The organism is Dactylosporangium thailandense, assembly GCF_059739745.1.
On sequence record NZ_AP029195.1, the window covers coordinates 7,393,302 to 7,403,992 of the forward strand.

A 10,691-nucleotide genomic window follows, 5' to 3' on the forward strand; every position below is an offset into this window, starting at 1 on the left:
ACTCCCGGCATGTTCGTCATCACGCTGCGGTACACCGCCGGGCTCGACCGGATCGACGAGGCCCGCCAGGCCCACACCGACTGGGTCGACGGGCAGTACGACGCGGGCGTGTTCGTCGCCTCCGGGGCCATGGTGCCCCGCGAGGGCGGCGTGATCCTGGCCACCGGGCTGGAGCGCGCCGAGCTGGAGGCCCGCCTCGCGCTGGACCCGTTCCGGCAGCAGGGGCTGGCGGAGTACACCGTCGTGGAGTTCACCCCGCGCCGGGTCGCCGCCGGGCTGGAGCGTCTGCAGGCGTGACGACGCCGGAGTACTGGGGGTCCCGGACCGTCCGCGTCGAGGGCGGCATCCGGGCCCGCAGCACGCGCGGGGCGATCGGCGAGAGCTGGTGGTCCAAGCGCTTCCTGGCCGTGCTGGAGTCCTTCGCGCTCGGCACCCGGCTGACCCGCGGCCGCAACTACGCCCGCGCCGGGCAGGTGCTGCGCCTCGAGGTGGCGCCCGGCACGGTGACCGCGAGCGTGCAGGGCTCGCGGCCCCGGCCCTACGACGTGAGCATCCGCCTCGCCGTCTTCGGCGACACGGTGTGGGCCGGCGTCGAGCGGGCCCTGGCCGCCGAGGCGCTCGGCGCGGCCAAGCTGCTGGCCGGCGAGCTGCCGCCGCACGTCGAGGACGTGTTCCTGGCCGCGGGCGCGCCGCTGTTCCCGGCCCGGTTCGCCGACCTGACCATGCGCTGCAGCTGCCCGGACCAGGCGGTGCCGTGCAAGCACCTGGCGGCCGCGTGCTACCTGCTCGCCGAGCGCTTCGACACCGACCCGTTCGACATCCTGCTCTGGCGCGGCCGTTCCCGGGCCGACCTGCTGACCGCGCTGCGCACCCTGCGCGGCGGCGGTCCCGCGGAGGGCGACGAGCCCGAGCCGGTCCTCGCCGAGGTTCCATCCCCCATCGGTACGGCCGGTGCGCTGGCCGCCCTCGCCGAGCCGGACGTGGAGATCGAGCGCTTCTGGCTGTCCCCGGTCCCGCTGACCGGCCCGGCCCCGTCGCACGTCACCGAGCGCGATCTCCTGCTGCGTCAGCTCCCGCCCCCGCCCGCGGAGCTCGGCGGCCCGGAGACGCTGCGCCGCCTGCGCCGCTGGTACCGCTGACCCGCGCCACGACGCCGGCGGCGAGCCCGAGCACCCAGCCGGCCGCGTTGATGACGGTCACGGCGGTGAACCCGTGCTCGTCCGGCAGCGCCGTCGCCCACGTCGCCACCACGACGGCCAGGCCCCCGGCGGGCATCAGGTACGCGCCCCGGGCCACGGCCCGGGCGCCGAGGAACGCGAGGGCCAGCGCCGCGGCCGGGCCCGGCTCCTGCGGCTGATCGGCCACCCCCGCGGCGACGGCGGCGGCCAGGGCGACCGCGAGCGCGGCCCAGCCCCGGCGCAGCAGGACGAGCGCGAGGACGGCCGCGCCGCAGACGGCGTCGAGCAGCCAGTACGTGCCGCCCCAGCTGCTGGCGAGCAGGCCGGCGGTGACGGCCAGGGCCGCGGTGACCGCCACGGCGAGGGCCAGGTCGATGCGCTTCATGTCCGTCGACGCTAGGAGGGGCACGGCCGCCGCGAACCGGCCGAAAGCACGATCGCGCCCCTGCTTCGGCACGATGTCCGGGCCCGCGCCGCCGCCGAGGATTCGACGCATGGCGAAATCTCATGCGGTACTGCGGGCGTCCGCGCTGGACAAGCGCTATCGACGCCGGAGCGCGCTGAGCGGCGTCGACCTCGACGTCCCGGCGCGGCGGATCATCGGGCTGGTCGGGCCCAACGGCGCCGGGAAGTCGACGCTGCTGCAGCTGGCGTGCGGGCTCATCGAGCCGAGCGCGGGGACGCTGACGGTGCTCGGCGCCCGGCCCGCGGCCGGCGCGGCGCACCTGGCGCGGGTCGGGTTCGTGGCGCAGGACGCGCCCGTGTACGGCGGCCTGACCGTCGCCGACCACCTGCGCATGGGCGCGCGGATGAACCCCGGCTGGGACGACGCGCTGGCGCGCCACCGGATCGGGCAGGCCGGGCTGCCGCTGACCCAGAGGGCGGGCCGGCTCTCCGGCGGCCAGCGGGCCCAGCTGGCTCTGACCCTGGCCGCGGCCAAGCGCCCCGAGCTGCTCATCCTCGACGAGCCGGCGGCCGCCCTGGACCCGCTGGCCCGCGACGGCTTCCTGCGCGGCCTGCTCGAGTCCGTCGCCGAGCTCGGCGCCGCCGCGATCCTCAGCTCCCACCTGCTCGCCGACGTCGAGCGCGTCTGCGACTACCTCATCGTGCTGGCCGGCGGCCGGGTGCGGCTGGCCGGGGACGTGCGCGAGCTGCGCGCGAACCACGGCGCGTCGCTGGAGGACCTGGTGCTCACCTGCCTGCGGGAGGCCTCGTCGTGAGCGGTACGGAGCGAAGCGGAGTGGCCGCTCATCAGCAAGCACAGCCTTGGTCATGGCGCGGCCGGAGCGAAGCGGAGGTCGCGGCATGATCTGGATGAGCTGGCGGCAGTTTCGCGCTCAGGCGATCGCCGGAGTGCTCGTGCTGGGGGCCCTGGCGGCGTACCTCGTGATCACCGGCCTCGACATCCGCGCCGCGCGCGACGGGTACGCGGCGCAGTGCCGGGCCACCGGGGACTGCGCCGCCGCGATGGTCCGTCTCGTCGGCGACTTCCGCACCCGGCTGCTCCTGCTCGCCGGCGTGCTCGGCCTCGTCCCGGTGCTGATCGGCATGTTCTGGGGCGCCCCGCTCATCGCCCGCGAGCTGGAGGCGGGCACGCACCGGCTGGCCTGGAACCAGAGCGTGACCCGGCGCCGCTGGCTGGCCGTGCGCCTCGGCACGGTGATCCTCGCCGCGATGCTCCTCGCCGCGGCCGCGGGCACCCTGCTGAGCTGGGCCGCGTCGCCGGTGGACGCGATCGCCGGCGACCGCTTCGGCACCGTCAACTTCGGCGCCCGGGCACTGTCCCCGATCGGCCAGGCCGCGTTCGCGGCGGTCCTCGGCGCCGTGACGGGCCTGTTCCTGCGCCGCACCCTGCCCGCGATGGCGGCCACCGGCCTGCTGGTGCTGGTCGTGCTCTTCGTGATGCCCAACGCGATCCGCCCGCACCTGATGCCGGCCCGCCACGAGACGCGCCCGATGACCGTGGAGGCGATCGACGCCGCCCACGGCCTCGGCACGCTCGGCAGCGCCCCGGTCCTGAAGGGCATCGAGATCCCCGGCGTGTGGGTGACGTCGGTGAGCGAGCTGCTGACCGCCGACGGCCGCCCGCTGGACCCGAAGGTCTTCGACGACTGCCTGATGCGGGCCCCGAAGACGGGCGCGACGGGAACGTTCGGCGACTCGTCGGTGTGCCTGGCCGCCCGCGACCTGCACCTGGACATCGCCTACCAGCCCAACGAGCGCTTCTGGACCTTCCAGTGCCTGGAGACGGCCCTGTACCTGCTCCTGACCGCGCTCGTCGGCGCCCTGGCCCTGTGGAGGATCCGGCACACCTCGCGCTGATCCGTCACCGGAAAGGCCGTGCGCTGCGGGGGTGGATGGGGCGCGATATCGTCGGCCGCATGGCGGCAGAGTGTGCGATCGATGGATGCGCCGTGCTCGCGATCGGGCGGTGCCGGGAGTGCGGCCGCGCGTTCTGCATGTCGCACCAGGCGCACAACGAGGTCACCGGCGAGGGGTACGCGGCGCTGTGCATCCAGTGCCTCGAGCGCCGCGCCCGGGTGGCCGGCGGCTCCGACACGCGCGCCGACGCGCGGGCCGCGACCGAGCGCACCTGGGTCACGTCCGGGCAGGCGGCGATGGACCTCTACGCGGCCGGAATCGCGCCGATCCCCGTGGTCGAGCGGCACTCGCGGTTCGTGAAGCAGCGCTTCGGCCGGGCGCGGGAGGAGATCGACGAGATCGAGGTCGGGGCGCTGTGGGTGATCGGGCGCTTCGAGTGGACCGAGATGCAGGAGATCCCGGAGACCCGCGAGTGGACGACCGGGCTGCTCGCGCGGCCCGCCGGCGGGTATCCGGTCGCGATGGTCGCCCGGGCCCTCGCGCGCTGCAAGGTGGTCGACGGGCTGGCCACGCTGGTGCGCGACGCGCCCTACGGGGACAGCTGGACGCAGCTGGAGCGGCGCGAGATCCCGCGGATCATCGCGGCGATCCGGGCCACGATCAGCGCGGAGAGCCCAGCGCGGTGAGCGCCTCGAGGTAGCGCGGCGGCACCACGTTCGGGGCGTCGCCCTTGAAGGCCGCCTCGACCTCGGCGTCGGAGGGCAGCACCGGCACCTCCGCGGCGAGGGCGGCCACGATCGGCGCGTCGTGCCAGTCGGGGTGCTCGGTCAGCAGCCGCAGGGCGACCAGCGACTCCTCGATCTCGCCGACGCATTCGAACGGCTTGTGCGCGGTGAGGCCCATCAGCTCGCGGTACCCCTCCAGCTGCGACAGGTCCGTGAACACGTCGGTGCCGAAGATGCGCACCAGCCGCTCGCGCCCGGTGAACGGGGCGAGGGCCAGGAAGACGAACCGGCACTTCGGGCAGTGGCCGCACCAGCGCTCGCTCGCGTCGCGCAGCTTGAAGGCCGCGTTGCAGCTCGTCACCACCTCGTCGTAGGTGGTGAACTTGGCGAACAGCCCGGCGATGTGCAGCTCCGACAGGCCGCGCAGGAGCGAGAAGTACGCATCCCGCAGGCCGGCGTGGGCGAGCAGCGCGTCGCGCAGGTGCCGCTCGGCGGGCAGGCCCTTGGACCACTGGTGGTTGATGTCCCGCCCGAGCCAGCTGAGGTTCGGCACCGAGGCCGAGCTCTCGTTGGACATCACGACCGGCCCGAGCCCGTGCATGACCGAGGTGGCGACGGCGATCAGCGAGTTGATCGCGGTCACGGGGATGTGGCCGTTGTACGCCCCCGCCTCGTTCAGCTCCCGCATGCGCGGATCGAGCCGGCGCCGCACCGTGCGCACCGGCTGCGGCGAGACCGCCATGACGCTGGTGATGATCGCGTTCGGGTTGACGGAGAAGAGCACCGGGTCGAGCCCGGCCAGCTGCAGCGCCTCCATCGACACGATCGAGTCCTTGCCCCCGCCGACGGCGGCGAGCGGCGGGCCGGCCGGGGTGTGCTCCCAGCCGGGGCCGGCCGCGGTGCGCGCCGCGTCGACGGGCAGGTCGAGGACGTATTCGAGCTTGTTGCGGTAGGCGAACTCGCCCAGGCCCTCGTGGTACAGGGCGCGCACCCACGGCAGCGCCCCCTCGGCGAGCGCGAGGTCCCCGAGCTCGACCCGGCGCGGCGCGGCGATCTTGTAGTAGGAGGTGGACGCGGCCACGTAGAGCAGGTCGAGCACCCGGTCGAGGGCCGGGGACCCGACGGAGGGCGGACCGAAGTCGACGGTCTCGGTCAGGACGAGGTCACCGAGCGCATAGTGGAAGCGCGCCACGCCGGTCGCGGGGTCGAACTCCCGCCCGGGGAACCGCAGCGCCTCGACCTGCTCCCACGCGTTCACGCCGTCACTCCCCATCCGGTGCCGCCAGCCGACGCGCAATGGTAGCCCGCTGCCCGCGGTCGCACCCGGCACTCGGTCGCCGTCCCGATGGAGACACACGCTGATGTCCGACAAATCGGATATGTCTTGTCGGCCACGCTCGATCCTCGGGCCTATCCGGGCAATCCGGCAATCTCGGCCCGGTAATCTCGGCGCCATGACGGGCCCCTATCCCGAGCCGCCCCCGCAGCCCCCGGCGAGCGCCTACCCGCCGCCCTACGCCGCCGGGCCTCCGCCTTACGCCGCCGGGCCCTCGCCCCACGCCGCCGCGCCCCCGCCCCACGCCGCCGCGCCCCCGCCCTACGCCGCCGCGCCCCCGCCCTACGCCGCCGCGCCGCCGGCCTTCGCCCCCGCGCCGCCCGCCTTCGCCCCCGCGCCGCCCGCCTTCGCCCCCGCGCCGCCGCCGAAGAGCAGCCGCGGGGTCGTCATCGCCGTCGTGAGCGTCGTCGGGGTGCTCGCGCTGCTGTGCGCGGCCGGGGCCATCGGGGCGTTCTGGCTCGTCAACCGCTCCGGCGGCGGCAAGGACGGCAGCGGCGACATCGCCGGGCTCATCGACTACCGGCTCACCCACCCCGACTGGCTCGAGCGCGACCACCTGCCGGCCGACGCGACGCCGTCGTACCAGATGGTGCCGGCCGCGGGCGGGAAGCACTTCGGGATCTGGCAGCGGTGCGCCGGGGACGTGTACGACAAGCCGGTCATCGAGGGCCGCGCGGTGCACAGCCTCGAGCACGGGGCGGTCTGGATCACCTACCGGCCGAGCCTGGCCAAGGGCGACGTCGACCGGCTCGCCGGCAAGGTGCGCACCAACGACTTCATGCTCATGAGCCCGTACAAGGGGCAGCCCAGCCCGATCTCGCTGCAGGCCTGGGGCTATCAGCTGCGGGTCGACAAGGCCGACGACCCGCGGGTGGACGCGTTCGTCAAGCGGTTCCGCGAGACGGCCAGCCTCGAGCCGGGGACTCCCTGCAGCAATGGCCTCGCGGAGTAGGCGGCTGCCGTTCCTGCTGGCCGTCGTCCTCGCGACGGCGGCCTGTGGCGCGCCCGCGGGCACCGACGGCGACCTGGTGAACGGGTGGGCGATGCTGCCCGCGGCCGTGTACGTCGCGCCCACGGCCGGGCAGTGCCTGGCCGGCGGGCCGTTCAGCGCGTTCGAGCAGCCGGGCGCCGCGGTGCTCGCCGGGACCGGCTGCGCCGAGGAGCACAGCGTCGAGGTGGTCGCGACCGGCACGGTGACGGCGGACGCGCTGCCGGCGTGGGACTCCGATCCGGTCCGGGCCGCGTACGCCGCGTGCGACCGGGCCGCCAGCGAGTACGCCGGCGGCGACTGGCACACCGGCCGGCTCTTCCCGTTCCTGTCCCTGCCGAGCGGGCCGGCGTGGGCGGGCGGGGTCCGCACCTGGGTGTGCGGGCTGGCCGAGGCCGGCGACGACCTGTTCGCGCCGAAGCCGCGCACGGGCTCGCTGCGGGGCGGCCTCGCGGACCCGAGGCCGCTCGCGCTGTCGTGCGCGGCCCTCGACGGCGGGGACCTCACGCCGGACGGGTTCTACCGCAGCGTCGACGCGGTCACGCCGGTGAGCTGCGGCGACCCGCACGACACCGAGTTCGTCGGGGTGTGGGCGGCGCCGGCGGGGGCGTTCCCGGCCGACGCGCAGGCGCTCAACGCGACCGTGAGCAGGGCCTGCTTCGCCGAGGTGGCGGCGTTCATGGGCCTGAGTGAGCTGCAGCTGTACCAGCGCAAGGACGTCTACACCTTCTGGGACGGCCTCACGAGGTCGCAGTGGCAGCTGGGCGATCGCACCGCGCACTGCTTCCTGAACGTCTCCACCGCGAAGATCCTGCACTCGTCCCTCAAGGGCCTAGGCACCAATCCCCTCCCGGCCTAGCACGACGTCCAGGACGGCGCCGGGGTGGGCCGATGGCGACTCGGCCAGCCGGGCCACCTCGATCGTCGCGGCCTCGGGCAGGCCCACGGCGGCGGCGAGCCGGATGCGCACCGGCGCCTGGCCCTCGGCGGGCAGGCCGCCGCGGAACACCCTGACCAGGGCCGCGAACGCCCGCGGCTCGTTGACGCCGGCCGGGAACACGACGAGCGCCCCGTCGCCGAGCATCTGCAGGTGTACCGCCGGAAAGTCGATCCCCGCCCGGGCCGCCGCCTGCTCGATCGCCCCGTGCAGGCGCCAGTGCAGCTCGGTGCGCGGCGGCGCCGGGGCGTCCGCGACGAGCGCGACGAACGCGCACAGGCGCCTGGCCTCGGCTAAGCCGTCGCTCATGCCGACACCGCCGCGGCGGGGTCGAGGGTGAGCAGGTCGCGCAGGTCGGCGGTGGACAGCTCGGTCAGCCAGCCCTCGCCGGTGCCGACGATCTGCCGGGCCAGGCCGCGCTTGCCCGCGATGAGCTCGGCGATCTTCTCCTCGACCGTGCCCGCGGTGACGAACTTGCGCACCTGCACCGCGCGGCGCTGGCCGATGCGGAAGGCGCGGTCGGTCGCCTGGTCCTCCACCGCCGGGTTCCACCAGCGGTCGACGTGGATCACGTGGTTGGCCGCGGTGAGGGTCAGGCCGGTGCCGCCCGCCTTGAGGGAGAGCACGAACAGCGGCGGCGAGGACGGCGACGCCTCCTGGAAGCGGGCCACGAGCGCGTCGCGGGCCGCCTTGGGCACGCCGCCGTGCAGGAACGCGACCTCGCGGCCGAAGCGGGCGGAGAGCTCGGCGCGCAGCATGCCGCCGAACTCGGCGTACTGGGTGAAGATCAGCGCCCGCTCCCCCGCGGCGAGGATCTCCTCGGCCAGCTCCTCGAGCCGGGCGAGCTTGCCGCTGCGGCCGGGCAGGCGGCTGCCGTCGCGCAGGGCCAGCGCCGGGTGGTCGCAGATCTGCTTGAGCCGGGTCATGGTCGCCAGCACCAGCCCGCGGCGCTCGATGCCCTGACTGCTGTCGATGCGGGCCATCATGTCGTCGACCACGGCCTGGTAGAGGCTGGCCTGCTCGGGGGTGAGGCTGCAGACCACGTCCATCTCCAGCTTCTCGGGCAGGTCCGAGATGATCGTGCGGTCGGTCTTCACCCGGCGCAACACGAACGGCTGGGTGATCCGCCGCAGCCGGGCGGCGGCCTCGGCGTCGCCGTCGCGCTCGATGGGCTCGGCGAAGCGCTCCTTGAACTTCGTCGCGCTGCCCAGCAGGCCCGGGTTGGCGAACTCCATGATCGACCACAGGTCGGCGAGGCGGTTCTCGACCGGGGTGCCGGTGACCGCGATGCGGTGCCGGGCGGGCAGCCGGCGCACCGCCGCCGCCTGCTTGGTGGCGGCGTTCTTGACGGCTTGGGCCTCGTCGAGCACGACCCGGTGCCACGGCACGGTGGCGAGCGCGTCGGCGTCGCGGGTCGCCACCGAGTAGGTGGTCACGACGACGTCGAAGTCCGCCGGGTCCAGCGCCCGCGCCCGATCGGCGCCGTGGTGGACGTGCACCCGCAGGTCCGGCGCGAACTTGGCCGCCTCCCGCTGCCAGTTGCCGACCAGCGACATCGGGCAGACCAGCAGCGTCGGGCCGGGCGCGGCCCCGGCCAGCAGGGCGAGCAGCTGGACGGTCTTGCCCAGGCCCATGTCGTCGGCCAGGATGCCGCCGAGCCCGGCGGTCTCGAGGAAGCGCAGCCAGTTCAGCCCGCGCCGCTGGTACGGCCGCAGCTCCCCCCGGAACCCGCCGGGCACGTCGCCGTCGCCGATGCGCAGGTCGGCCTCGCCGCTGAGCAGGTCGCCGAGCCAGCCGTCGGCGGCGACCTCGACCACGGGCAGCCCGCCGGGCCCCTCCGCGGCGCCGCCGGCGAGGTTGAGCAGGTCGGCGACGGTCATCGCCTCCTGCTCGCGGTGGCGCTCGATGAAGGAGAGGCCCTCGGCGAGCCGGCGGGGGTCGAGCTCGACCCACTGGCCGCGGAGCCGGATCAGCGGGGCCTTGAGCTCGCTGAGCCGGCGCAGCTCGTCCTCGCTGAGCGGCTCGTCGCCGATCGCGAGCTCCCAGCGGTAGTCCACGACCGCGCCGAGGCCGAGCCCGCTGTCGGTGGCGACCGTGCCCGGTGCGGTACCGCCGCCGCCGTCCTTGATCTTCAAGCGGGCGCCCAGGCGGGCCGAGGCCTTGCGCCACCAGCCCGGGAGCACGACGCCGAAGCCGGCCGCGGCCAGCAGCGGGGCGTTCTCGCTGAGCAGGCGATGGGCGCCGTCGGTGTCGAGGCGCAGCGCCACCGGGCGGGCCTCGCGCAGCGCGTCCTCGAGCGCCGGGTACAGCCGGCTGGCCCGCCCGAGCTCGGCCAGCAGCGTCTCCTGGGGCGCCGGGATGTGCCGTTGCAGCGCCTTGAGCGCGCCGCGGGAGCGCCACACCCGCTCGGCCGCGACGACGAGGGTGGGCTCGTCGGCGGCCTGCAGCGCGAACTCGAGGGTCCAGTGCGGGTCGGGCGCGGGCTCCTCCCCGACCTCGGGCTCGGGCGGCTCGACCAGCCGGAAGCAGGCCCGCACCGAGCCGCCGACCGCGTCGGCCTCCCAGGCGGCGAGGCGCTGGGCGAGGGACTGCGGCATGTCCCCCGGCAGTCGGCGATCCCGGCCGGTCAGGGCCGTGAGCCAGCCGATGCCCTCCTCGCGCTCGGGCCGGGCGGCCGCGTCGACGAACGCGTCCAGCGCCTCGGTGACGGCGGCGGCCCGGGTCACGCCGGGCGTGGCGGCGAGGGCGGCCGAGGGCAGGGCCAGGGCCAGGGCGCGGGCGTGCGCGGCGTCGCGGCCGGTGAGCACCGGCGCCCAGCGGGCCTGCTCCCCCACGATCGCGGGCAGCATCCGGCCGCGGGCGACCAGGGCGGCGGCGAACTCGGCCAGGCTCACGAACCACTCGGTGGACTGGGCCAGCGCGATGTCGTCACCCGCCAGCCCGGGCAGCCCGCGCAGCAGGCCGAGCGCGTCGTCCGGCTCGTACTCGACGGTCGCCACCGGCCAGGGCCGCAGCTGCGCCTTGGCGGTGACGGCCGGCCAGGGCTCGGGCCGCCGGTTGCGGGTCGGCAGCGCCAGGGTGCGCTCGGCCGCGATGCCGGCGTCGCCGTCGAGGTTGAGGCCCGCGAGCGCCCGGCCGGCCTCCTCGGCCCACAGGCCGACCCGGCCTTCCACCCAGAGCGCATGGACCACGAGCACCGGTGCAG

10 protein-coding genes and 1 pseudogene are annotated in these 10,691 nt (G+C 75.4%); 7 read left to right on the forward strand and 4 right to left on the reverse strand.

Features of this window, described 5'->3' with window-relative positions; all coding sequences use genetic code 11:
- The first annotated feature begins 9 nt into the window (after window positions 1-9).
- Window positions 10-297, forward strand: coding sequence for a YciI family protein (locus AC6JBM_RS32815; RefSeq protein WP_350622884.1), 288 nt, complete (start codon window positions 10-12; stop codon window positions 295-297).
- Entirely contained in the window at window positions 294-1,139 is an 846-nt protein-coding gene (locus AC6JBM_RS32820) for an SWIM zinc finger family protein (RefSeq protein ID WP_497977890.1), read from the forward strand. Before AC6JBM_RS32815 ends, AC6JBM_RS32820 begins: the two co-directional genes overlap by 4 nt.
- On the opposite strand, the gene AC6JBM_RS32825 is transcribed toward AC6JBM_RS32820, so the two are convergent.
- Window positions 1,042-1,563: a hypothetical protein gene (locus AC6JBM_RS32825; RefSeq protein WP_497977891.1), complete on the reverse strand. Its 522-nt coding sequence runs from the start codon at window positions 1,561-1,563 to the stop codon at window positions 1,042-1,044. The genes AC6JBM_RS32820 and AC6JBM_RS32825 overlap by 98 nt on opposite strands.
- 109 nt (window positions 1,564-1,672) lie before the next feature.
- Between AC6JBM_RS32825 and AC6JBM_RS32830 the strand changes: the two are divergent.
- The 3 genes and pseudogenes from AC6JBM_RS32830 to AC6JBM_RS32840 all read left to right on the forward strand — a co-directional run.
- Window positions 1,673-2,344, forward strand: a pseudogene (locus AC6JBM_RS32830) (ABC transporter ATP-binding protein); the annotation flags it as partial.
- A gap of 139 nt (window positions 2,345-2,483) precedes the next feature.
- Window positions 2,484-3,500 carry an ABC-2 membrane transporter-related protein gene (locus AC6JBM_RS32835; protein WP_497977892.1) on the forward strand — a complete coding sequence of 339 codons (1,017 nt, stop codon included), beginning with the start codon at window positions 2,484-2,486 and terminating at the stop codon, window positions 3,498-3,500.
- A gap of 59 nt (window positions 3,501-3,559) precedes the next feature.
- Complete coding sequence (locus AC6JBM_RS32840; protein ID WP_497977893.1) at window positions 3,560-4,186, forward strand: hypothetical protein; 627 nt, start codon at window positions 3,560-3,562, stop codon at window positions 4,184-4,186.
- Here the strand turns inward: AC6JBM_RS32840 and AC6JBM_RS32845 are convergent.
- Entirely contained in the window at window positions 4,161-5,483 is a 1,323-nt protein-coding gene (locus AC6JBM_RS32845) for a MurL-like N-terminal domain-containing (protein ID WP_497977894.1), read from the reverse strand. The genes AC6JBM_RS32840 and AC6JBM_RS32845 overlap by 26 nt on opposite strands.
- Window positions 5,484-5,679: 196 nt before the next feature.
- Here AC6JBM_RS32845 and AC6JBM_RS32850 point away from each other — a divergent pair, with 196 nt between their 5' ends.
- Together AC6JBM_RS32850 and AC6JBM_RS32855 are read left to right on the forward strand one after the other, a co-directional pair.
- Window positions 5,680-6,513, forward strand: coding sequence for a thioredoxin-like domain-containing protein (locus AC6JBM_RS32850; RefSeq protein WP_497977895.1), 834 nt, complete (start codon window positions 5,680-5,682; stop codon window positions 6,511-6,513).
- Window positions 6,497-7,408 (forward strand): septum formation family protein, encoded by a 912-nt coding sequence (locus AC6JBM_RS32855; RefSeq protein ID WP_497977896.1) that lies wholly within the window; start codon window positions 6,497-6,499, stop codon window positions 7,406-7,408. The genes AC6JBM_RS32850 and AC6JBM_RS32855 overlap by 17 nt, the downstream gene beginning before the upstream one ends.
- Here AC6JBM_RS32855 and AC6JBM_RS32860 read toward each other — a convergent pair.
- Window positions 7,382-7,795, reverse strand: coding sequence for a hypothetical protein (locus AC6JBM_RS32860; protein ID WP_497977897.1), 414 nt, complete (start codon window positions 7,793-7,795; stop codon window positions 7,382-7,384). The two genes, AC6JBM_RS32855 and AC6JBM_RS32860, sit on opposite strands and share 27 nt — an antisense overlap.
- On the reverse strand, window positions 7,792-10,683 hold the full coding sequence (locus tag AC6JBM_RS32865) for a DEAD/DEAH box helicase (RefSeq protein WP_497977898.1): 2,892 nt from the start codon (window positions 10,681-10,683) through the stop codon (window positions 7,792-7,794). The genes AC6JBM_RS32860 and AC6JBM_RS32865 overlap by 4 nt, the downstream gene beginning before the upstream one ends.
- Window positions 10,684-10,691: the final 8 nt, after the last annotated feature.

What these genes read in the sequence shown, in the direction of transcription:
- AC6JBM_RS32860 (WP_497977897.1), bottom strand. Translation starts at nt 7,795, where the DNA reads ATGAGCGACGGCTTAGCCGAGGCCAGGCGCCTGTGCGCGTTCGTCGCG.
- AC6JBM_RS32835 (WP_497977892.1), top strand. Translation starts at nt 2,484, where the DNA reads ATGATCTGGATGAGCTGGCGGCAGTTTCGCGCTCAGGCGATCGCCGGA.
- AC6JBM_RS32815 (WP_350622884.1), top strand. Translation starts at nt 10, where the DNA reads ATGTTCGTCATCACGCTGCGGTACACCGCCGGGCTCGACCGGATCGAC.
- AC6JBM_RS32850 (WP_497977895.1), top strand. Translation starts at nt 5,680, where the DNA reads ATGACGGGCCCCTATCCCGAGCCGCCCCCGCAGCCCCCGGCGAGCGCC.
- AC6JBM_RS32855 (WP_497977896.1), top strand. Translation starts at nt 6,497, where the DNA reads ATGGCCTCGCGGAGTAGGCGGCTGCCGTTCCTGCTGGCCGTCGTCCTC.
- AC6JBM_RS32840 (WP_497977893.1), top strand. Translation starts at nt 3,560, where the DNA reads ATGGCGGCAGAGTGTGCGATCGATGGATGCGCCGTGCTCGCGATCGGG.
- AC6JBM_RS32825 (WP_497977891.1), bottom strand. Translation starts at nt 1,563, where the DNA reads ATGAAGCGCATCGACCTGGCCCTCGCCGTGGCGGTCACCGCGGCCCTG.